Here is a 22,833-nt window from a genome sequence, read left to right on the forward strand (position 1 = left end):
ATCGCATCAAGCCACGGTGACGGCCGTGTAGAGACCGTCTCCCTGAAAGGATGAGTGATTGTCATGGTGAAAGTGCGTGAAGACCAGCCGCTAACTGCGAGCGGAAAGGTGGACATACAACAATGGTTAACGCGCCTGCAGGAGGATGTGCGCTTACGTGAGCCGGAGCGTTTAGTCGACGCCTGTGAACTCGCCGAGAAGCTGGAGCTTGAGGCCCCGCGCACTCATCGCGTATGGCTATCGCCAGGTTCTAGCTTTCGCATGGGTCTGGAAATGGCCGATATACTTGGCGAGTTAAAGCTGGACCAAGCCACGCTTGAGGCCGCCGTTCTCTACCGCGCGGTGCGGGAAGGGCTGCTAAGCCTTGAGTCCGTGACAAAGCGCTTTGGCGAAGAAGTGGCCAGCCTGATTGATGGCGTGCTGCAAATGGCCGCTATCAGCTACCCGCTGGCACCAGACCACGGCATGGGCCAACACAATCAGCAGGAAAACCTGCGCAAGATGCTGGTCAATATGGTCGGCGATGTGCGCGTGGCGCTGATAAAAATTGCCGAACGCACCTGCGCACTACGCCAGGTAAAAGACGCTCCCCGGGAAAAAAGTTTACAGGTGGCTCGGGAAGTCGCCGATATTTACGCGCCGCTGGCCCACCGCTTGGGTATCGGTCAGCTCAAGTGGGAGCTGGAAGATCTATCGTTTCGCTACTTGCATGAAGATGAGTACAAAGCGATTGCCAAGCTGTTGGCAGAAAAGCGCCTTGACCGCGACCGCTATATCCACGATGTGGTCGAAACCATCAAAGGCTTGATGGAAGCCCAGCATATTCACCGCTACGACGTGGATGGGCGGGCCAAGCATATCTACTCGATCTGGCGCAAAATGAAGCGTAAGCGGATCGATTTTTCGCAAGTTCATGACGTGCGTGCGGTGCGTATTCTGGTGCCGGAAGTGGCGGACTGCTACACCGTGCTGGGGATTATTCACTCGCGCTGGCACCACGTGCCGAATGAGTTTGACGACTATATCGCCAACCCCAAAAAGAACGGCTATCAGTCGCTGCATACCGCCGTGATGGGTCCAGAGAACAAGGTGCTCGAAATTCAGATTCGCACCTTCGCCATGCACGACGAAGCGGAACTGGGCGTTTGCGCCCACTGGCGTTACAAAGGCCATGATACCAACGCCAAAAGCCGTAGCTACGAAGAGAAAATTGCCTGGTTGCGTCAGGTACTGGAGTGGCAGGACGAAGTGGGCGGCTTTGGCGATCTGCGCGAAGGGCTCTCTAGCGATGTGGCGCCTGACCGTATTTACGTCTTCACCCCCGACGGCCACGTGATCGATCTGCCGCGGATCGCGACCCCAATCGACTTCGCCTACCGGGTGCATACCGAAATTGGCCACCGCTGCCGAGGCGCCAAGATTAATGGGCGCATTGTGCCGCTCACCTACAAGTTAAAGACCGGCCAGCAGATAGAAATTCTTACCGCCACCAAGGGTGGGCCAAGCCGCGACTGGTTAAACCCCAGCCTGGGCTATGTGCGCACTTCGAGGGCGCGGGCCAAAATTCAGGCGTGGTTCAAACATCAGGCACGGGATCAAAACCTGGACGAGGGGCGTGTGCTGTTTGACCGTGAAATGCGCCGCCTGGATGTCGGGGGTCTCGATTTGCCCAAGCTGGCTAAGGCGGTCAACTACCAAAACGCCGAGGACATGTACGCCGCCATCGGCGCCGGTGACCTGCGTATCGGCCAGGTGCTGCACCAGGCTCAGCAGCTGTTTGGTGAAACCGATGACCAAGACCAGCTCGATCGCCTGCTCGCCAAGCCTAAGCGCCAATCCAGCAAAGCCACCAAAAGCGATATCACGGTGCTCGGCGTCGGCAACCTTAAAACCAGTATGGCCAACTGCTGCCGTCCGGTGCCCGGCGAGCCAATTATCGGCTTTATCACCCAGGGTCGTGGCGTCACCGTTCACCGCCAGGACTGCAGTAATATTCTGCAATTGCGCCTGGACGAACCCCAGCGCATTATCGAAGTGGAGTGGGGCGAGCGCGCACAAACCCGCTATCCGGTGACCATCGAGATTCAGGCCTGGGATCGCTCCGGGCTCCTGCGCGATGTTACGGGCCTGCTGGGTAATGAAAAAGTCAACGTGCTTGCTGTTAATACGCTCACCGATACCGATGAAGGCATTGCCCGGCTGCGTATTACTCTGGAAGTCGACGGCCTTGAGTCCCTGGGGCGGTTGTTCTCGCGCATCCAGCAGTTGCCCAACGTCACTGAAGTGCGCCGCTTGCGCAATGCCGACCCGGATCAACAAGCTCGCAAGGGAGGAGCATAATGCGCCATGGTATCGATGACCTGTTGACCCTGATGCAGGTGCTGCGCGACCGGGAGCAGGGCTGCCCCTGGGATCTCCGGCAGAATTGGGACAGCATTGTGCCCCATACCCTGGAAGAGGCCTACGAGGTGGCCGATGCCATTGAGCGACGCGCTTTTGACGAACTGCCCGGCGAGCTGGGCGATCTGCTCTTTCAAGTGGTCTACTACGCACAGTTCGGTGCGGAAGAGCAGCGCTTCGATTTTGCCGATATCGTCGATACGCTAACCGCCAAGATGCTGCGCCGCCATCCGCACGTCTTCCCAGATGGCACCCTGGCCTCGCGGCGCCCGCCGGGGGTGAGCGCCGAAGAAGTGCAAACCCAGCAGGTCAACAGCCGCTGGGAGGTTCTTAAAGCTGAAGAGCGTGCCGAAAGGGCAGTTGATACCCCATCAGTGCTCGACGATGTGCCGCGCACCTTGCCTGCGCTCAGCCGCGCCGCCAAGCTGTCCAAACGTGCGGCGCGGGTAGGCTTTGACTGGCCTGATGCTCGCGGCGTGGTGGCTAAAATTCGTGAAGAGCTGGCGGAAGTGGAAGAAGCGCTCGCCGCCGGTGATCAACAGCATGCCCAGGAAGAAGTTGGCGATCTGCTGTTTGCGGTGACCAACCTTGCCCGCACGCTAAATGCCGACCCTGAACAGTGCCTGCGCGCTACCAATGCCAAGTTCGAGCGCCGTTTTCGTTTTGTCGAGCGCGAGCTTAGCGCTGCCCAGCGACCATTAACAGAGGCTTCCCTAGACGAAATGGAAGCCCACTGGCAGGCAGCCAAAGCAGAAGAAAAACAATCTACCCATTCCTGACCTAATAATGATGCGACCCCTGCAAGGAGGCCATGCCAATGAGTCACGACCTACACGAATCTCTGCGCGATAACGTGCGTATTCTAGGCGACAGCCTGGGGCGAACCATTGCCGATGATTTGGGCCAAGCATTTGTCGATAAAATTGAAACCATTCGCGCCCACGCCAAGCGCGGGCGGCAAGGAGATTCGCTGCAGCAGCGCGAATTGATCGAGTACCTGCGTGAGCTGCCCGAGCAAGATCTACTGCCGGTCACCCGGGCATTTAACCAGTTTTTAAACCTCGCTAACATTGCCGAACAGCACTACCGGGCGCGCTTTCGCCGGGTAGAGGACTACAAGCCCGGCTCCCAGCCGGTACTGGGGGAGCTTCTTCAGCGCGCCGAGCAGGCGGGCAACTCACCGCGTAAACTGGTCGAGACCCTCGCCAATATGCGCGTCGAGCTGGTGCTAACCGCCCACCCCACCGAAGTTATCCGCCGCACCTTGATCCAAAAATATGACGCTATCGATGAGTGCTTAACCGCCATTGAGAGCTCCGAAGATTACCCGGAGCGTGGCACCCGTGCCCAGGGGCGCCTGGAAGAGCTGATTAGCCAGGCGTGGCATACCGACGAGATCCGCCACGAGCGGCCCACCCCGGTGGACGAGGCCAAGTGGGGCTTTGCGGTAATTGAAAACTCCCTGTGGCAGGCGGTGCCAGATTTCCATAGAGATTTGGATAACCTGCTGCTGGATACCGCCGGTGAACGCCTGCCCCTGGACGCCGCGCCGATACGCTACGCCTCCTGGATGGGCGGTGACCGCGACGGTAACCCCAACGTGACCGCCCGGGTGACCCGTGAAGTGTTGCTGCTTGGCCGCTGGATGGCCGCCGACCTCTATCTGCGTGATCTTGAACAGCTCAAAACCGAGCTCTCCATGTGGAAGGCCAATAGCGCGCTCAAGGCCGAAGCGGGCGATGTAGCGGAGCCGTACCGCGAAGTGCTGAAGCGGCTGCTGGCGAAGATGGAATCAACCCGTGATTGGGCCAAGGCCGAGCTTGAAGGGCGTAACTACGATGGCGGGCCGATTATTGAAACCCGCGATCAGCTCTACTCACCGCTGCTCGCCTGTTACCGCTCGCTGTGTGATGTGGGTCTCGACACCATTGCCAACGGCGCGCTGCTGGATACGCTGCGTCGGGTAGCGGTGTTTGGCGTTACGCTGACCAAGCTCGACCTACGCCAAGAAGCCAGCCGTCATGCCCAGGTCATTGAAGAGCTGACCAGCGCCCTGGGCCTGGGCCACTACCAGGAGTGGGACGAAGCCAAACGTCAGGAATTTCTACTTGCCGAACTGGCCTCACGCCGCCCGCTGATTCCGCGCCGCTGGGAGTGCTCTGCCGAGTCCCGCGAAGTGCTGGATACGTTTAAAGTCATCGCCCAGGAGCATTCCGAAGCACTGGGGACTTACATTATTTCCATGGCCGCTGAGCCCTCTGACGTGCTTACCGTGGCACTGCTAATGAAAGAGGTGGGAGGGCAGGTAACGCTACCTATCGCACCGCTGTTTGAAACCCTTAACGACCTGGATCACGCAGGCGATGTGGTGGATCAGCTGCTGGCGATACCGGGCTACCGTTCGCTGATCGATGACCGTCAGGAGGTCATGATTGGCTACTCGGATTCGGCAAAAGATGCCGGCCAGCTGGCCGCTGCCTGGGCGCAGTATCGCGCTCAGGAGTCGCTGGTGAATGTGTGTAACCGACACGGCGTCGATTTAACCCTATTCCACGGCCGCGGCGGCACCGTTGGCCGTGGCGGCGGCCCGGCCCACGCGGCGATACTCTCCCAGCCCCCCGGCTCGGTAAACGGCAGCCTGCGGGTGACCGAGCAGGGTGAGATGATTCGCTTCAAGTTTGGCCAGCCCGATATTGCTCTACGCTCCATGGAGATCTATGCCTGTGCGGTGCTGGAAGCCACGCTGCTGCCACCGCGTGCGCCAGAACCGCACTGGCGTGAAGAGATGGATCAGCTTGCCAAGGTAGCGCATGGTGCCTATGTGGGCGTGGTGCGTGAAGACCCGGACTTCGTGCCTTATTTCCGCGCGGTCACACCAGAAGGCGCATTGGGTAGGCTGCCGTTGGGTTCACGCCCCACCAAGCGGCGCCAGGATGGCGGGGTGGAAACCCTGCGCGCCATTCCATGGATTTTCGCCTGGACACAGATTCGCCTGATGCTACCCGCATGGCTGGGCAGCGGCGAAGCCTTCTCGCGGCGTTTAGAGCAGCCCGGCGGTCGCGATGTGCTGCAAGAGATGCGCAATGAATGGCCGTTCTTTGGCACCTACCTGGACATGCTGGAGATGCTGCTGGCCAAAGCCGATGTCGCCATTGCCGCTTACTACGAGCACCGCTTGGTCGACGAGCCCTCGCTGAAGGCATTGGGTAAAAAGTTACGCCAGCGCTTCGCGTCCCTAGAAGAAGCCGTGCTGGATATTCTTCAGCAGGAGAAGCTGCTGGAGAACACGCCGCTGATTCGCCAGGCAATCGATGTGCGCAACCCCTACATCGATCCGCTGCATGGTTTGCAGGCGGAGCTGCTGCAGCGAAACCGCGACGCCGATGGGGCGATCAGCGCCGATCTTTCCCGGGCGTTGATGGTGACCATGGCAGGCATTGCGGCGGGATTGCGTAATACCGGCTAGACATAACCATATTTAATGACTAGGAGGCGTCAATGTCCTCAGATGCTCAAGCGGTACTCGACTTTTGGTTTGAAGCCTTGACGCCTGCTCAGTGGTTTAAAAAAGACCCTGAAATGGATCGTACAATCTCGCAGCGGTTTGGCGCACTGCATGCCCAAGCCGCGCGGTGCGAATGTTACGCATGGCGTGAAACCGTCCAAGGGCGGCTTGCGGAAATCATTGTGCTGGATCAGTTCTCGCGCAACATCTACCGCGACGACGCCCGCGCCTTTGCCACCGATGCCTTAGCGCTAGTACTAGCCCAGGAGGCGGTGTCCGCTAGTGCTGACGCCGAACTAACTAGTCAGCAGCGGGCATTTGTGTATATGCCCTATATGCATAGCGAGTCAGCGGCCATCCATGAAGTGGCGATGGAGCTGTTTAACCAGCCGGGGTTAGAGAATAACTACGACTTTGAAGTGCGCCATAAGGCGATTATTGATCGCTTTGGGCGCTACCCGCACCGCAATGCTTTGTTGGGTCGGGACTCTACCGACGAGGAGCTGGCCTTCTTAAAGGAGCCCGGCTCCTCTTTTTAACTGTTTGCTTATCCTCTTTTAGCCACGTGGCGTTTTATGTCGTTTCGAAAATCTACCCGTATCAATAAATACATTAGCGAGAGCGGGATGTGCTCTCGTCGTGAAGCCGACCGTTTTGTGGAGCAGGGCAACGTGTGGATTAACGGTCGCCGCGCGACCACCGGTGATCAGGTGGTGGCGGGTGACTTAGTTAAGGTCAACGGTCAGGAGATCGAGCCTCAGGAAGAGGAAGATTTAGTTCTTATTGCGCTGAACAAACCGGTGGGCATTGTCAGTACCACCGAATCCAGCGAAAAGGACAATATCGTTGAGTTTGTGAAGCATGGCGTGCGTATTTTTCCCATTGGGCGGCTCGATAAAGACTCCCAGGGGCTGATTTTTTTAACCAATAACGGCGATCTGGTTAATAAGATTCTGCGCGCCAATAACAACCACGAAAAAGAGTACCAGGTGACGGTGAACAAGCCGATCACCGACGAATTTATTGACGGCATGCAGAGCGGCGTGCCGATTCTTGGCAAGGTGACCAAACGCTGCAAGGTACAAAAAGAGTCCACCTTTGTGTTCACCATCACGCTGGTGCAGGGGCTCAATCGGCAAATTCGCCGTATGTGCGAATACTTCGGCTACGAGGTTACCCAGCTTATTCGTACGCGCATTATGAATGTGCCGCTCAAAGGCTTGGCCCTGGGCGACTGGCGCGATCTGACTGCCAAAGAGATCGATACCATTATCGCGCTAACGGAACGCTCAGAGGCTGCACCCGAGAAGAAAAGTAAAGCTAAGCCGGAAAGACCCAACTACAGCTCGGGCGCAGGAAAGGCAAAGCCGCCCGCTGCGAAAGGGCGCCCGGCCAAAGTCGGCGCGAAGTCGGCTGGTGCCAAGGCCGCCGGAGCTAAACCGCTTCCCAAAGGTAAAAAAGCTGCCAGCGGAAAAGTCAGTACCGGCCCGAAGGGCAGTGCCGGTAAACCGCACCCCAAAGGTAAAGCCCCCGGCAAGCCCGGTGTTAAAAGCAAGCCTGGTGCTAAAGGTAAGCCCGTGGGTAAAGGCCGCGGCAAGCCAGCGGTGGGCGGCAAACCTTCTCAGCGACGCAAGTAGCTCCTAACCCTTCAAGAGTCTTCACTGTGATTCCAATCGTCGCCTTTTACGCTTTGATTAGCGTTATCGCTTATATCACTTACGCTATCGACAAAAAGGCGGCCATTAAAAACCGCCGTCGGGTAAGTGAAAAGTCGCTACATCTGCTTGGGTTAGTAGGGGGCTGGCCGGGTGCGCTACTGGCCCAACAGCAACTGCGGCATAAAACCCAGAAAACCGCCTTTCAAGTTACGTTCTGGCTGACGGTTGTCGTAAATCTGGCCTGTGCAGGGTGGCTAACGGTTTCATTGAGTCTCATTTAGCCACACGTTTAGCCACCCTATGCTTGGTGCCTACGCTGTGGTGTGATCGTTGGGCGCGAAAAGAAAATTAGCGATTAGCTCTTTACCGCCCTCGGTGGCAAACGATTCCGGGTGGAACTGGATGCCGTGAATCGGGTACTCCCGATGCTTAACCCCCATCAGTTCGAATTCACCCAACGCCTGCCAGCGGCTGCGCTGCTCAAAGTTATTCGCCTCAAGTGCGCCCACGGTAGCGGTCACTTCCAGGCAATCGGGCAGGGTGGTCGCATCGGCGATTAGCGAGTGGTAGCGCATGACCTCAAGCTGGTCGGGCACGCCATTAAACACCGATGCGTTATTATGGTTGATGGGGCTGATTTTGCCGTGCATCGGCAGCGGCGCCTTCACTACCTTGCCGCCAAACACATGCACAATGCCCTGCATACCCAGGCACACTCCCAGCAGCGGTGTGGTTTTGCCTAGCTTCTCGATGACTTCGGCACACACGCCAAAGTAGCGCGGGTCATCCGGCGAGCCGGGGCCGGGAGAGATAATAATGCGATCCGGTGCCATGGCTTCGATGGCGTTGAAATCGATCTGATTATTGCGCTTAACGATAATCTCAAAATTGGCCAGCCCGCCGCGATTCTTCTCCGTGGTCAGAATCTCACCAATAAACTGGTAGAGGTTATAAGTGAAGGAGTCGTAATTATCGATAATAAGTACCTTCATGCTGGGCTCTCCATGTCCGTCTCCATAAAGGGGGCAAGGGCTTTGCGCGTACCGGCAAACTTGCGGCGAATCTCTTCATACTCATCTTCAGCGTTGCTATCAAACACATTGCCACCACAGGTTTGCACATAGGCGCGCTCGCCATTCACAAACACGGTGCGAATGGGAATCGCAAAGGTGCAGTCGCCGTTAAACGAGAATTGGCCCACTGCGCCGCCGTAGGGGCCGCGGCCGTCGGTTTCAAGATCATCGATGATTTTCATCGCTTCGATTTTGGGTGCGCCGGTGAGGGTGCCCGCGGGGAAGTTGCTGGCCAGCGCGGTAAACATATCTTCGCCTTCTGCGATAATGCCGACGATCTCGCTGGAAATATGCTGCACGTGGCTAAAGCGCTTGATATCCATCAGGCTGCGCACTTTCACCGTGCCAAACTGCGCCACCCGGCCAATATCGTTGCGGTGTAGATCCACGATCATATTGTGCTCGGCGATCTCTTTGGGGTCGTTGAGCAGCGCCCGGGCGAGTTGGGTATCTTCTTGGGGCGTCTGACCCCGGGTAGTGGTACCCGCCAGAGGGAAGGTTTCCATCTCGCCCTGGCGTAGCCGGAACAAAAGCTCCGGGCTTGCGCCGATCAGCTTCTGTTCGCCAAATTTGACGTAGTACATCTGCGGCGACGGGTTGATGGTGCGTAGCTGGTCATAGAGCGCCAGGGAATCGCCTTTAATACTGAAGCGTTTTTTAAAGCCGACTTCGCACTGGAACACTTTGCCGTCGATAATATCCTGCTTCACCTTGGCCACCGCCTCAGCGTGTTCTGCCTGGCTCATGGTGTCGCCAAGGGCGGTTATCTGCAGTGGGCCTGCTGGCTCATCGTCGGCGTCGATCAGCGTCTGCAGAAACTCGTAGCGGCTGTTGTCGTAGTAGAAGTAGGTGACTTCCCCGGTCATCTTGTCGAGGATCAGGCCATCTTTGTAAAGCCCAAAGCGGAAGGTGTCGAAATCATCGCTGGCTTTTAAGGTAAGCGATGGCTCGAAGTACTGCATGGCATCGTAACCGAGATAACCGCTTAGCCCGCCAGCGTATTTACGCGAAATAATATTCTGCGGGATCAGGCTGCGTAGAAGCTCATAAGGGTTATCGCTCGGGTAATGGTTGGTATTCCCGTCGCGGTCTTCAATGGTCAGCGTGTTGCCGTTGGCGTAGAGCGTGTACTCGGGGTCGAAGCCAATGATCGAGTGGCGCGCCATATGGCTATCTTCGCCCAGAGACTCCAGCATGTAGCAGGTATCAAACCGACGCTCGATTTTTTGAAACAGGGCAAAGAAGTCGCAGTCCGCCGCCAAGGTCACATAGTGAGGTTTGCGTGGCAGCGTAAATGGCTGCGGGCCTGACGAGGCATGTGTATTGGCAGTGGTCATGATGCATCATTCCGTGAAGAAGGGCTTGAAGAGGGTAACGTGGTCAGCGCGCGGGAACCCCGCGAAACCGTAGCGATGCCCACGCCCAGGGTTTCGGCAATTTTGCGGTGGGGCACACCTTCACGCAGCAGCTTAAAAATTTGTAGGCGTTTACTGATTTCTTGGTACTCTGCTGGCGTTAGCAGGCTCGCCAGCGCTCTATCCATTGCTTCAGGTGAATCAATGGAGAGTAGGTGGTCGATTAGCTCAGCCTGATAGTGGCCGTTTGAAGGCATAGTTCGCTACCGAGTAATTAGTGATGTACTAACGTACTAGTACGCTACCTGATTGCTCTGGGAAGTCAAGCAGCGCCTGTCAATTTAAGGGAAACCGATGACTAGTTATTTCATTCAAGCCTTTATTTATCTTGTTGCCGCGGTGATCGCGGTACCTCTGGCCAAGCGTTTTGGCCTGGGGTCGGTGCTGGGTTACTTGGTCGCCGGGGTAGTGATTGGGCCAATCCTGGGGCTGGTGGGGCAGGAGACCACCACCATTCAGCACTTTGCCGAGTTTGGCGTAGTGATGATGCTATTTTTGGTTGGCATGGAGCTTGATCCCAAGGGGCTCTGGGCGATGCGGGTTCGGCTGATTGGGCTAGGTGGGCTTCAGGTTGTGCTAACGGCGGCCGCTGGTACTGCTATTGCCTGGTGGCTGGGGCTTGTGTGGCAAACCGCCCTGGCGGTGGGGCTGATTTTTGCGCTCTCTTCCACGGCGATTGTGCTGCAAACACTGAATGAAAAGGGGCTCGCCAAAACGGAGGGTGGGCGCAGCGCTTTCTCGGTGCTGCTGTTTCAGGATATTGCGGTGATCCCCATGCTGGCGCTGATCCCGCTGCTGGCGCTGCCTGAATTAATGGGGGCGGGCGGTGATGATGGCCACGCCAGCTTAAGCCTGGTAGCCCACTTGCCCGGCTGGGCGCACGCCTTAGTGGTCGTGGGTGCCATCGTGAGTGTTATCGCTGGCGGCTACTACTTAATGCCGCTGCTGTTTCGCTATGTAATTGGCTCTGGCCTGCGTGAAGTGTTTACCGCTACAGCGTTGATGCTGGTGATTGGCATCGCCGCCCTGATGAGTGTGGTCAATTTATCCCCCGCCCTGGGGGCCTTCCTGGCGGGCGTGGTGCTCGCCAACAGTGAATTTAAGCACGAGCTGGAAGCCAATATTGAGCCCTTTAAAGGACTGCTGCTGGGGCTGTTTTTTATTACCGTAGGGGCAGGTATCAACTTCTCGGTGTTAGCCGCGGAATGGGGCACGGTGCTATCGCTAGGCTTGGCGGTTATCGTTGTTAAAGGTGTGATTCTGCTGGGCTTAGCGCTGCTGTTTCGAGTGCATGGTAGTAACGGCTGGCTATTCACTTTAAGCCTTGCCCAAGCCGGTGAATTCGGCTTTGTGCTGCTGACCTACAGCGTTCAAAGCAATGTGATTCCTACCGATATCTCCCAGGTGCTTTCGTTAGTCGTGGCGCTATCGATGTTTTTAACCCCGCTGCTGTTTATAGCCTATGATCGGCTGGTTCTGCCGCGCTACCTTATTGCTAAAAACGATGATCGCGAAGCCGATGCTATTGAGGAGCAGGCACCCGTCATCGTTGCGGGCGTAGGGCGGTTTGGACAAATTATCTGCCGCTTGCTGCGCGCCAATAATATTCCCATCGTGGCGCTGGATCTGGAGATCGAGCAGATCGAGAACCTGCGCAAAATTAACATCAAAAGCTACTTTGGCGATGCCAGTCGCTCCGACTTGCTAGAGACCGCAGGGATCGAGCACGCCCGACTACTGGTTATCGCGCTAGACGACCGTGAGCGTGCCGTGCAGATGGTTAAGCATGTTAAGCATGCCTACCCACAAGTGTGGGTGCTGGCCCGTGCATTCGACCGTGGGCATGGCTATCAGCTACGTGACGCGGGTGCCGACGACGTGATCAGTGAAACCTATCATTCAGCGCTGGAGCTGGGCGGGCACGCGCTCACAGCCATGGGCGTGCACCCCATGCGAGCTAAGCAGATGACCTGGGCGTTTGTACAGAATGAAGATGCCCATGAGGATGAACTGTTTGAGGCCTGGAAAGAGATCGAAGAGGGCATCAGCTTCAGCCCACGCTACGGTGAGCTGTTTATGAAGCTGGAAGAGTCATTGAATAGCGCCATGCAGCAGGATTGGCCCGAGCCGCAACGGGAAGATGTGCCGATCTGGACACCGCCAGAGCAGGATCGCGATAACGTTTAAAAGGGAATATGCAACGAGGCGCTTAGCATATTGAGATGGCTAAGCGTTGGGGCGTCGATGCGTTCGTACTCTAGGCGGCTGACAAGTCGGTTGATCGTCACCGTGGCGCCGAAACCTTGCAGAAATGCAGTGCCACTCTCATCGGCGCCTTCCAGGTCGCTTTCACCACGCCATTCCGTGATGCCGGACTTCGCATAGACGCTGAAGGCGCCCATGCGAACACCTGCAACAAGGGCACCGCCCAAACTCAGCGTATCCATAATCAACGGATTGACACTGGAGGAAGTGGGAATTTCGTCGCTTTCCCGGTAGGCGATTTCAGCGCCGATATCGAGCTGGGGGAGTCGCCAGGGGCTGAATCCAGCGGTCACTCGAAAGCCGCTGGTATAGTTATCAAGGCTTTGGAGATCGCTGCCTTCCAGGATAACGCCGTTATCCAACTGCATGAGTTCGCTATTGGGTGCGGTATAGGCCATTACCGGCGGGGTATCGTCGGCGTAGCTGCTAAACCAAGGAACAGAGCAGCAGAGCAGGGTGCTTGCCAAGCGTTTGATTGGCATTTTGCATACACCTATTGTCGTCTACCCATAGATAGGGCGAACATGGATAGGGAGAAAAAAGCTATCCCATTCAGACTAGCAACTGGCTTGGATTTCCACCACTTTAATTGCGCCCTGAGCTAGGTTGTCGACTAAATTTTTACCCATGTTAATAAAGCGTTCGCCAAATACCCATTGGGGTGACAGCACCGCTTGTCGGGGCGTCTGCTCTTTTTGTCGCTGTCGCTGGCGCCACTCCAAAGCTATTTTGCTCCAGTCTTCCATGTGTTCAAGTCGAAAACCGGCTGTTTCCAGCAATCGAGTCAGCTCCGCAGTGGTCATTAGATGAGAGTGCTCGGAAGAGGATGCCCACGGCACCGGGTAGCGAAGTTGCGCCATGTTGGGGCCGCTGACGACTTCATGCATCACTAGCTGCCCACCAGGGCGCAGAACTCGGCGGCTCTCTGCGATGACCCTGGCAGCATCGGGCATATTGAGTAGGCTATGCTGAAATAGCACGGCATCAAAGCCGTTATCGGCAAAGGGCAGAGCGCTCGCGTTACCCGTTACCCAGGTTAGAGGTATCGAGTCAGGCTGGGTAACCCTTGAGCTCAGCGCTTTGTTCAGTGCACTGAAGCCGTGGGTAATATCCAGCCCTGTCATCTGAAAGCCAAGTGAGGCCCCCAGGCGCATCAGCCCACCTAGCCCAGCGCCGATATCAAGCACTTTGCAGTGGGCGTCAGGGTTAAGCCGTTCAAGCAGCCGACTGGAGGCCGCCACGCCGCCGATATGTAGCTGATCCAAGGGGGCCAGTTGATGCAGCGTGGGGCCAGCGGGGTAGTGGGCGTCAATTTGCGCCAATACTTCATCAGCGCGCAGGGCGCGCTGATAGTGATCCGCTAAACGGTTGGGGTTGGTCATTGTGCGTTATGACTCTTGATCTAAACCTAGCTCCTGAATGGAAATCTCGCGCATTTTGAATTTCTGAATTTTGCCGGTGACGGTCATCGGGAATTCGTCAACAAACTTAAAGTAACGCGGAATTTTGAAGTGAGTAATCTTGCCTTTGCAGTACTCGCGCAGCTCTTCACCCGTCACTTCACCCGCGGTGCTGTTGAGTTTTACCCAGGCAATCAGCTCTTCACCGTACTTCTTATCCGGCACGCCGGTGACCTGTACTTCTGAAATCGCCGGGTGGGCGTAAAGAAACTCCTCGATCTCCTTGGGATAAACGTTCTCACCACCGCGTATCACCATATCTTTAATCCGGCCCACTATCTGGATGTAGCCCTCTTCATCCATGGTGGCCAAGTCGCCGGTGTGCATCCAGCCCGCTTCATCAATGGCTTCAGCGGTAGCTTTATCGTTGTTCCAGTACTTCAGCATGACGCTATAGCCGCGGGTACACAGCTCGCCAATTTCACCGCGGGGGAGAATGCCGCCGTTGCCGGGGTCGACGATTTTATTTTCCAGATGCGGTTGGGTGCGACCCACGGTGGAAACGCGCTTCTCAATGCTGTCGTCGGCGCCGGTCTGGGTAGATACCGGGCTGGTTTCCGTCATGCCGTAGGCAATCTGCACGCCCTTCATGTTCATCTTACTGATGACCTGCTTCATGATTTCAGCGGGGCAGATCGAGCCCGCCATAATGCCGGTGCGCAGTGAAGAGAGATCGGTGCCAGGGAAATCTGGGTGATCAAGCTCGGCGATAAACATGGTGGGTACGCCGTAAAGCGAGGTGGCTTTCTGCTCGTGCACCGCCTTGAGCACTTTGCCGGGATCAAAGCCTTCATCCGGGTAGATCATGGTCGCGCCGTGGGTCATACAGCCCAGGTTTCCCATGACCATTCCAAAGCAGTGGTAAAGCGGCACTGGAATGACCAAACGGTCTTCGCTGGTAAAGCCCATGCTCTCCGCCACAAAAAAGCCGTTATTGAGAATATTGTGGTGGGAAAGGGTCGCGCCTTTAGGAAAGCCTGTGGTGCCAGAGGTGTACTGAATATTGATCGCGTCATCAAACTGCAGCGTTGCTTGCAAGTCATCAACGTCGGTTTGGCTAACCTTGCTGGCTTCGTTCATCAGGTCAGACCAGCGCCACATCCCGCTCAGTTTTTCACTGCTCAAGTTAATAATGCACTCAAGATCGGGCAGTTTTGGCGACTTGAGTTCGCCTTCAGTGCAAGTGTTAAGTTCTGGCGCCAATTCATACAGCATAGCGCTGTAATCGGAGCTTTTGAAACTATTAGCGGTGACCAGGAAACGCGCGCCGGATTGGTTTAGCGCGTACTCCAGCTCATGGGTACGGTAAGAGGGATTAATGTTGACCAGGATGGCACCGATTTTGGCGGTGGCAAACTGCGTTAACGTCCATTCGCTGCAGTTGGGAGCCCAAATGGCCACTCGGTCGCCTTTGTTAACGCCGATGGAGAGCAGGGCACGGGCGCAGCGGTTGACCTCTTCCTGGAGCTGACGATAGCTCCAGTGAATGTTCTGATGCAGCACAATTAACGCATCGTTATCGGCATATTGCGTCGCTATCTGGTCGAATTTATCGCCAATCGTCATGCCAAGAAGCGGCTTGTCCGCCATGCTGCTGGAGTAGCTGGGTTGGGTAAGAGCAGGTGATGCCATGGTGTATCTCTCCAATATTTTTTCTTGTCCGAGCGGGAAGGCAGAGGATAATTAGCTGTTTTTAATTTTTATTATTCACTTCTGATTTCAATGACTAGGGCCTTTTGCCAGGGCCACTTTGGAACTTGGCTTGCGGCCTAGCTCGTTGGTGATCCAGTAGCCGGTATCAATCACCGCCTGCAGGTCAATGCCCGTTTCAATGCCTAGCCCTTCAAGCAGATAGAGCACGTCTTCAGTGGCTACATTGCCGGAAGCGCCCTTGGCGTAGGGGCAGCCGCCCAAACCTGCGGCGGCAGCGTCGATAACGCTAACACCCTCTTCCATCACAGCGTATAAATTAGCCAGCGCCATGCCGTAGGTGTCATGGAAGTGGGCGGCCAAAAACTCAACGGGTACCTGCTGGCGAGTTGCCTCAATCATGCGTTTAGTGGCCAGCGGCGTGCCCACGCCAATGGTGTCGCCCAGGGACACCTCATAGCAGCCCATCTCATAAAGCGCCTTGGCCACTTCAGCCACTTTGGCTGGCGCGATTTCGCCTTCGTAGGGGCAGCCCAATACGCACGAAACATAGCCGCGCACGCGTACGCCGGCATCCCCGGCGCGCTTTAGCACAGGCTCAAAGCGAGCCAGTGACTCGGCAATCGAGCAATTGATGTTCTTTTGCGAGAAGGCTTCAGACGCCGCACCAAATACCGCGACCTCTTCAACCCCCACGGTTAGGGCGTTTTCCAGCCCTTTTAGATTGGGCGTTAATGCCGAATAGACCACGCCAGGCTGGCGGTTAATGCCACCCATTACCTCAACGGCGTCGCCCATTTGTGGCACCCACTTGGGTGATACAAAGCTGGCGGCTTCAATATAGCTGATACCCGCTTTGGCAAGCCGCTCAATCAGGGCAATTTTGGTCGCCGTGGGTACTATTCCCCCCGGCTCGTTTTGCAAGCCGTCGCGAGGGGCCATTTCAAACAGCTTAACGGAGCTAGGCAGTGGCATGAGCAGTGACTCCTATTCGTTGGCTGCAAAGTCGAGCAGTACGGCGCCTTGGCTAACGGTGTCGCCGGCCTGGAAGTGGAACGTCTCCACGCTGCCATCGGCGGGGGCGTTCATGGTGTGCTCCATTTTCATGGCTTCCATCACCATCAGCGGCATGCCTTTTTCGACGACAACCCCTGGCTCCACCAGCAGAGCAACCACCGTGCCGTTCATGGGGGCCGTGAGGGTCGACTCAGCTTCGTGGTGGCCGTGATCGATAGCATCTATGCGCCGCCAGAATAAGCGGGTTTCGCCGCTTGGGTCGGCCATTACGACCACATGACCATCGCGGCGCGCCTGCAGGCGGCGTCGGTGGCCATTCAAGGTAACGGCGACTGCATCGCCAGTAAGCGGCTGCAGGCTGGCGGTTAGCGTTTCGTCGCCAATGGTGAGGTTCCACAGCGATTCACCCGCGCTGCGTTTACCTTCAACGATCACTACCGCTTCATCGCTATCCGGCGCTTGCGCACTTGAAGGGTCGCAGAGCGCAATGCGAATGGTATGCGGCGCGTTGAGGCGGAAGCCGTCGTGGCGATCCCAGGGCGAGTCGCTTTCGCACTCCTGAGCAAGTTGATTCAGGCCAATCAGCGCGGCACTCGCGTACGCTTCCATGCTGTAAGTGCGGGCGGCAAACAGCGTCGCTTCGTTGCGCTCGATAAAGCGCGTATCCAGCTCCACGTTCTTAAAGCCGGGATGTGTTGCCAGTCGCATTAAGAAGGCGCGGTTGGTGACCACACCCTGTACATCCAACGCCGCTAAGGCACGGTTAAGCGTGGCCAGCGCTGCATCGCGGTCGGCACCGTGAACGATCAGCTTGGCGAGCATGGGGTCGTAGTGCATCGACACCGTGTCGCCGCTCTCCACGCCGCTGTCCAAGCGCACCTGATCGCCGCTTAGACCAGCACCTTCTAAGTCGAGTGCGAAGCGGGTGAGCAGGCCGGTAGCGGGTAGGAAATCCTGGTCCGGGTCTTCGGCGTAAATACGCGCTTCAAAGCTATGGCCGGTAATCGTCAGCTCATCTTGGGTGTAAGGGAGCGGTTCGCCCATGGCCACGCGTAGCTGCCACTCGACCAAATCCTGGCCAGTGATCATCTCGGTGACCGGGTGCTCGACCTGGAGGCGCGTGTTCATCTCCATAAAGTAGAACGAACCATCAATGTCTAAAAGAAACTCGACGGTTCCCGCGCCCACGTAGCCGATCTCCTGGGCGGCGCGTACCGCGGCATCGCCCATAGCGCTACGTAGCTCCGCCGTCATGCCGGGGGCGGGGGCTTCTTCAATGACTTTTTGGTGGCGGCGCTGAACGCTGCAATCCCGCTCAAACAAATAAACGCCGTTGCCGTGGCGGTCGCAGAATACCTGCACTTCCACATGGCGCGGCTGCACCAGGTATTTCTCGATCAGCATGCGATCGTCGCCGAAGGCGGCTTTAGACTCACGGCGGCAGCCGTCTAGCGCGGCCTGGAAACCATCACCTGATTCGACAACGCGCATGCCTTTACCACCGCCACCCGCGCTGGCTTTGAGCATGACCGGGTAGCCAATTTTGTCGGCTTCATCGCGGAGCAGAGCGTCGTCCTGATTATCACCGTGATAGCCAGGCACCAGCGGTACACCGGCGTTGGCCATACGCGCTTTGGCGGCGGATTTGTCGCCCATGGCGGCAATCGCCGACGCAGGCGGGCCGACAAAGGTAATGCCCGCTTCTTCAAGGGCTTTGACGAAGGTGCCGTTTTCGGAAAGAAAACCGTAGCCGGGGTGAATAGCGCCGGTGCCGGTACGCTTGGCAGCTTCGATCACCGCATCGATATTAAGATAGCTTTCCCGCGCGGCGGCAGGGCCTAGGCGCACGGCCTCGTCGGCTTCACGTACGTGGCGTGCACTGGCATCAGCGTCGGAGTAAACCGCGACGGTTTTCAGTCCCATGCGGCGGGCAGTGCGCATAACGCGGCAGGCGATTTCACCGCGGTTGGCGACCAGCAGGGTGTCAAAAGGCGTCGTGCGAGCGGCGTTTTCGGCTCTTTCGTTTTTTTCAATAGGGGGTGAATGACTCATGAGCGACGCTCCGAAGCGTGGGGTGTGTTATTAGAATCGGCCCAAACGGGGCGGCGCTTTTCAAAGAAGCTGGATAAACCCTCTTGGCCCTCTTGGCTTACCCGCAGCTTGGCGATAACTTGGCAGGTATGCTCGCGAGTGGCGTCACTGTCAGGGGCTTGAGCGACCGTGGCCATTAGCGACTTGGTGGTACGTTGGGCTTGGGGCGAGCCGGCTAATAGGGTAGCCAGCATGGCGTCCACCTCGTCGTCTAACTTATCGTGCTCCACCACCAGATGGACTAAACCCAGCGCGAGCGCTATTTCGGCGTCCATTACTTCAGCGGTTAACGCATAGCGGCGCATCTGTCTCTCGCCCAGGGCACGCTGCACGTAAGGGCTGATGACCGCGGGCGAAAGGCCAATTTTGACTTCCGAAAGGCAGAATTTGGCTTTACCCGAGGCGATTACCACATCGCAGCAAGCGGCCAAGCCCACTGCGCCGCCAAAGGCTGCGCCTTGCACACGGCAGACGGTAGGGCAGGGCAGCGTATCCAGGCCGTGCATCAGCGCGGCAAGCTTACGGGAATCGGCGAGGTTATCTTCCAGGTCGTAATCGACCATACGCTTCATCCAGTTTAAATCGGCACCCGCGGAGAAGCTCTTGCCTTCCGAACCCAGCACCACCACGCGCACGTCTCCCGCTTCAGCCAGGGTGTGCAACTGGTTGAGGTGTTCATTCAGCTCGGCGATCAAACTATCGTCAAAGGCGTTATGTACGTCGGGGCGGTTTAGCGTCAGACGCGCTACGCCCTCTTCTATCATCAGCGTTGAGTAAGCCATGGTGATTGCCCCCTTACATCCGGAACACGCCGAAGCGTGTCTCTTCAACTTCGGCATTCATCGCAGCGGCTAGAGAAAGCCCCAGCACATCGCGGGTTTGCAGCGGATCAATCACGCCGTCGTCCCACAAGCGGGCGCTGGCGTAGTAGGGGTGGCCCTGATGCTCGTACTGCTCGCGGGTGGGCTGCTTAAAGGCTTCTTCTTCCTCTTTACTCCACTCACGGCCCTCGCGCTCATGCTGCTCGCGCTTAACCTGGGCCAGAACGCCCGCCGCCTGTTCGCCACCCATGACGGAAATACGCGCGTTGGGCCACATAAACAGCAGGTTGGGATCATAAGCACGACCACACATACCGTAGTTGCCCGCGCCAAAGCTGCCGCCGATCAGTACGGTATATTTGGGCACCTTGGCACAGGCTACGGCGGTGACCAGTTTGGCGCCGTGCTTGGCAATGCCTTCGTGCTCGTACTTGGAGCCAACCATAAAGCCGGTGATGTTCTGCAGGAAGATCAGCGGAATCTTGCGCTGGGCGCATAGCTCAATAAAGTGTGCGCCTTTCACGGCACTTTCGGAAAACAGCACGCCGTTGTTGGCCACGATGCCCACTGGATAGCCATGAATATGGGCAAAGCCAGTGACCAGGGTTTCGCCGTAGTAGCGCTTAAATTCGTCAAAGTCGGAGTCGTCGACGATACGGCCGATGACTTCGCGCACGTCGTAGGGCTTTTTCAGGTCGGTGCCGACAATGCCATACAGCTCGGAAGGATCGAGTTTGGGCGGCTTAGGCGCCTGCATGGCGAGCTTCCCGCGCTTCTGCCAGTTCAGCCGCGATACGCAGGCGCGGGCAAGCTGGAGCGCATGAGCGTCATTTTCTGCGTAGTGGTCGGCAACGCCGCTGACTTTGGCATGCACATCCGCACCGCCCAGGTCTTCAGCGCTGATGCTTTCACCGGTGGCAGCTTTTACCAACGGCGGGCCACCGAGAAAAATCGTGCCCTGCTCTTTAACGATGATGGATTCATCCGCCATGGCAGGCACGTAGGCGCCGCCCGCGGTGCAGGAGCCCATCACCACGGCAATTTGCGGAATGCCTTCGGCCGACATGGTCGCCTGATTGTAGAAGATACGCCCGAAGTGATAACGGTCGGGAAACACGTCATCTTGCATAGGCAAAAAGGCGCCGCCGGAATCGACCAGATAAATGCACGGCAGACGATGCTTGCGGGCAATCTCCTGGGCGCGAATATGCTTTTTAACCGTTAGCGGAAAGTAAGTGCCGCCTTTGACCGTTGCATCGTTAGCGACAATCACGCACTCGACGCCGGACACGCGGCCAATGCCGGTGACCACGCCAGCGGCAGGGATCTCGCTATCGTATATGTTGTGGGCCGCAAGGGCGGAAAACTCTAAAAACGGCGAACCTTCATCGATCAAGTGATCGATGCGGTCGCGTACAAACAGCTTGCCGCGGCTTTCGTGGCGCTCGCGGGCTTTGCTGCCGCCGCCTTGGGCGACGGCAGCGGTCAGCTTACGCAGTTTGTTCACTTCACCCAGCATTGAGGCTTCATTGGCTTGAAACACATCGCTGCGCGGATTGACTTGGCTATTAACAGTGCTCATGGCGCGACCTTGCTGATTTTTGTTAAAGGGTTTCAGTGAACAGTTCGCGGCCAATCAGCATCCGCCGAATCTCGCTGGTGCCCGCGCCGATCTCATACAGCTTGGCGTCGCGCAGCAGGCGCCCGGTGGGGTATTCATTGATGTACCCGTTGCCGCCGAGCAGCTGAATGGAATCCAGCGCTACTTGAGTGGCTTTTTCGGCGCAGTAGAGAATCACACCGGCGGCGTCTTTACGTGAAGTTTGGCCACGATCACAGGCACCCGCCACAGCATAAAGATAGGCACGGCAAGCGTTCAGGGTGGTGTACATATCCGCCACTTTGCCCTGCACCAGTTGGAACTCACCAATCGACTGGTTGAACTGCTTACGCTCATGGATATAGGGCATCACCACATCCATGGCGGCCTGCATAATGCCGATTGGGCCAGCGGCTAGCACGGTGCGCTCGTAATCCAAGCCACTCATGAGTACGCGTACCCCTTTGCCTTCCCCACCGAGAATATTTTCAGCGGGAACGGCGCAATCCTGGAATACCAGTTCACAGGTGTTGGAACCGCGCATGCCGAGCTTGTCGAGCTTTTGGGCGGTAGAGAAACCGGGCATACCTTTTTCGATAATAAAGGCGGTGATGCCTTTGGAACCGGCGTCGGGATCGGTCTTGGCGTAGACCACCAGCACATCCGCATCCGGGCCGTTGGTGATCCACATTTTATTGCCGTTAAGAATGTAGTGGTCGCCATTCTGCTTGGCGCGCAGCTGCATCGAGACCACATCGGAGCCAGCGCCGGGCTCCGACATTGCCAAAGCGCCCACGTGGTCGCCGCTGATCAGCTTGGGGAGATACTTGGCTTTCTGTTCAGGAGTGGCGTTGATCTTGATCTGGTTAACACACAGATTGGAGTGGGCGCCGTAAGAGAGCGCTACCGATGCACTGGCCCGAGAGATCTCTTCCATGGCGATACAGTGGGCAAGATAGCCCATACCGCTGCCGCCATCCTCTTCAGAAACGGTAATGCCTAATAGACCCATATCGCCAAATTTCTTCCAAAGGTCGTTGGGGAATTCGTTGTTGCGGTCGATTTCGGCAGCGCGTGGGGCAATCTCGCTGGCCGCAAAGGCGTTGACCTGCTCACGCAGCATGTTCAGCTCGTCATCGAGGCCAAAATTAAGTTCTGAGTAGTGTGAAAACATGGTCAATCACCTGTTGCAGATTTTTGTATTAGCTTGTGTTAGCTATTTATGTCGGCGAGTCGAGCTGGCGGTAGGTCGCGCGACGCGTCAGTGCATAGTGGCGGAAGAGGCGGCAGAGGCTTTGTCGGTCGAACCTGCACGCTCCTCTTCGTCCTGTTTCTCTTGGGGCTCTTTTTCGAGTAGTTCTTCGAGCGCCTGGCGGCAGCGGATTTCAGCGCTTTCAAGCTCAAGCTGCACCATGGTGATGTCTTTCATTTGTTGATCTAGCGCTGCACGGCGCTCGCCAATTTTGCTCAGCATTAGATACAGCTGCTTTTTGCTGCCGCTGCGGGTTTCGTCCCAGAGCTCAAATAGCTCGCGAATTTCAGCCAGCGAAAACCCCAGCCGCTTGCCGCGAATGGTTAACTTAAGCCGCACCCGATCTTTGCTGCTATATACCCGGGTTTGACCGCGGCGGGTGGGATGAAGCAACTCCTGATCTTCATAAAAGCGGATGCTGCGGGTGGTTAAATCAAACTCGCTGGCCAGTTCACTGATCGAGTAAGTTTTGCTCATGGTGACGTTCTCTCACAAAGTCGTTGTTCCCAATATATGACGCCTATGGAACACTGCCACTGAGGCTAAAACAAGTTTACGTTAACGTAAAGCTATAGTTGTTGGCAGTTGAAAAGCGTTGAAATCAGCTAAGTGACTGATATTTATGT

Annotated in this window: 19 protein-coding genes; 7 read left to right on the forward strand and 12 right to left on the reverse strand. The window is 56.9% G+C overall.

The window, feature by feature from the left end:
- Window positions 1-63: 63 nt before the first annotated feature.
- From relA to QHL1GM_RS01630, 6 genes are read left to right on the forward strand one after another with little or no spacing between them, the layout of a single operon-like run.
- Complete coding sequence (gene relA, locus QHL1GM_RS01605; RefSeq protein WP_071692921.1) at window positions 64-2,340, forward strand: GTP diphosphokinase; 2,277 nt, start codon at window positions 64-66, stop codon at window positions 2,338-2,340.
- Entirely contained in the window at window positions 2,340-3,179 is an 840-nt protein-coding gene (gene mazG, locus QHL1GM_RS01610) for a nucleoside triphosphate pyrophosphohydrolase (RefSeq protein WP_071692922.1), read from the forward strand. Before relA ends, mazG begins: the two co-directional genes overlap by 1 nt.
- 38 nt (window positions 3,180-3,217) lie before the next feature.
- Entirely contained in the window at window positions 3,218-5,866 is a 2,649-nt protein-coding gene (gene ppc / locus QHL1GM_RS01615) for a phosphoenolpyruvate carboxylase (RefSeq protein ID WP_071692923.1), read from the forward strand.
- A 32-nt stretch (window positions 5,867-5,898) separates the two neighbouring features.
- Window positions 5,899-6,444, forward strand: coding sequence for a DUF924 family protein (locus QHL1GM_RS01620; protein WP_071692924.1), 546 nt, complete (start codon window positions 5,899-5,901; stop codon window positions 6,442-6,444).
- Between the two features lie 36 nt (window positions 6,445-6,480).
- Complete coding sequence (rluF, locus tag QHL1GM_RS01625; RefSeq protein WP_071692925.1) at window positions 6,481-7,542, forward strand: 23S rRNA pseudouridine(2604) synthase RluF; 1,062 nt, start codon at window positions 6,481-6,483, stop codon at window positions 7,540-7,542.
- 26 nt (window positions 7,543-7,568) lie between these two features.
- Entirely contained in the window at window positions 7,569-7,844 is a 276-nt protein-coding gene (locus QHL1GM_RS01630) for a DUF1294 domain-containing protein (RefSeq protein ID WP_071692926.1), read from the forward strand.
- Between the two features lie 30 nt (window positions 7,845-7,874).
- Here QHL1GM_RS01630 and QHL1GM_RS01635 read toward each other — a convergent pair whose 3' ends face one another.
- The 3 genes from QHL1GM_RS01635 to QHL1GM_RS01645 are packed head-to-tail and all read right to left on the reverse strand — an operon-like array spanning window position 7,875 to window position 10,248.
- Window positions 7,875-8,555, reverse strand: coding sequence for an aminodeoxychorismate/anthranilate synthase component II (locus QHL1GM_RS01635; RefSeq protein ID WP_071692927.1), 681 nt, complete (start codon window positions 8,553-8,555; stop codon window positions 7,875-7,877).
- Window positions 8,552-9,973 (reverse strand): anthranilate synthase component I family protein, encoded by a 1,422-nt coding sequence (locus tag QHL1GM_RS01640; RefSeq protein ID WP_071692928.1) that lies wholly within the window; start codon window positions 9,971-9,973, stop codon window positions 8,552-8,554. Before QHL1GM_RS01640 ends, QHL1GM_RS01635 begins: the two co-directional genes overlap by 4 nt.
- On the reverse strand, window positions 9,970-10,248 hold the full coding sequence (locus QHL1GM_RS01645; RefSeq protein WP_027959142.1) for a Trp family transcriptional regulator: 279 nt from the start codon (window positions 10,246-10,248) through the stop codon (window positions 9,970-9,972). The genes QHL1GM_RS01640 and QHL1GM_RS01645 overlap by 4 nt, the downstream gene beginning before the upstream one ends.
- Window positions 10,249-10,345: 97 nt before the next feature.
- Between QHL1GM_RS01645 and QHL1GM_RS01650 the strand changes: the two genes are divergently transcribed.
- Window positions 10,346-12,238, forward strand: a complete 1,893-nt coding sequence (locus QHL1GM_RS01650) for a monovalent cation:proton antiporter-2 (CPA2) family protein (RefSeq protein ID WP_071692929.1) — start codon at window positions 10,346-10,348, stop codon at window positions 12,236-12,238.
- Here QHL1GM_RS01650 and QHL1GM_RS01655 read toward each other — a convergent pair.
- The 9 genes from QHL1GM_RS01655 to QHL1GM_RS01695 form a co-directional block, all read right to left on the reverse strand.
- Complete coding sequence (locus QHL1GM_RS01655; RefSeq protein ID WP_071692930.1) at window positions 12,235-12,798, reverse strand: hypothetical protein; 564 nt, start codon at window positions 12,796-12,798, stop codon at window positions 12,235-12,237. The genes QHL1GM_RS01650 and QHL1GM_RS01655 overlap by 4 nt on opposite strands.
- 75 nt (window positions 12,799-12,873) lie before the next feature.
- Window positions 12,874-13,698, reverse strand: a complete 825-nt coding sequence (locus tag QHL1GM_RS01660) for a class I SAM-dependent methyltransferase (RefSeq protein WP_071692931.1) — start codon at window positions 13,696-13,698, stop codon at window positions 12,874-12,876.
- A 6-nt stretch (window positions 13,699-13,704) separates the two neighbouring features.
- The gene (locus QHL1GM_RS01665) at window positions 13,705-15,408 is read right to left on the reverse strand and encodes an AMP-binding protein (RefSeq protein ID WP_071692932.1); all 1,704 of its coding nucleotides are present in this window, start codon (window positions 15,406-15,408) and stop codon (window positions 13,705-13,707) included.
- An 87-nt stretch (window positions 15,409-15,495) separates the two neighbouring features.
- Window positions 15,496-16,401, reverse strand: coding sequence for a hydroxymethylglutaryl-CoA lyase (locus tag QHL1GM_RS01670; protein WP_071692933.1), 906 nt, complete (start codon window positions 16,399-16,401; stop codon window positions 15,496-15,498).
- A 12-nt stretch (window positions 16,402-16,413) separates the two neighbouring features.
- Window positions 16,414-18,495: an acetyl/propionyl/methylcrotonyl-CoA carboxylase subunit alpha gene (locus tag QHL1GM_RS01675; protein WP_071692934.1), complete on the reverse strand. Its 2,082-nt coding sequence runs from the start codon at window positions 18,493-18,495 to the stop codon at window positions 16,414-16,416.
- Entirely contained in the window at window positions 18,492-19,316 is an 825-nt protein-coding gene (locus tag QHL1GM_RS01680) for an enoyl-CoA hydratase/isomerase family protein (RefSeq protein ID WP_071692935.1), read from the reverse strand. Before QHL1GM_RS01680 ends, QHL1GM_RS01675 begins: the two co-directional genes overlap by 4 nt.
- 13 nt (window positions 19,317-19,329) lie before the next feature.
- Window positions 19,330-20,937: a carboxyl transferase domain-containing protein gene (locus tag QHL1GM_RS01685; protein WP_071692936.1), complete on the reverse strand. Its 1,608-nt coding sequence runs from the start codon at window positions 20,935-20,937 to the stop codon at window positions 19,330-19,332.
- Window positions 20,938-20,959: 22 nt separating this feature from the next.
- Window positions 20,960-22,129, reverse strand: a complete 1,170-nt coding sequence (locus tag QHL1GM_RS01690) for an isovaleryl-CoA dehydrogenase (protein WP_071692937.1) — start codon at window positions 22,127-22,129, stop codon at window positions 20,960-20,962.
- An 87-nt stretch (window positions 22,130-22,216) separates the two neighbouring features.
- Window positions 22,217-22,684, reverse strand: coding sequence for a MerR family DNA-binding transcriptional regulator (locus QHL1GM_RS01695; protein ID WP_071692938.1), 468 nt, complete (start codon window positions 22,682-22,684; stop codon window positions 22,217-22,219).
- Window positions 22,685-22,833 lie beyond the last annotated feature (149 nt).

The organism is Halomonas sp. QHL1 (genome assembly GCF_001882345.1).
In the GTDB taxonomy this organism is placed as follows: Bacteria; Pseudomonadota; Gammaproteobacteria; order Pseudomonadales; family Halomonadaceae; genus Vreelandella.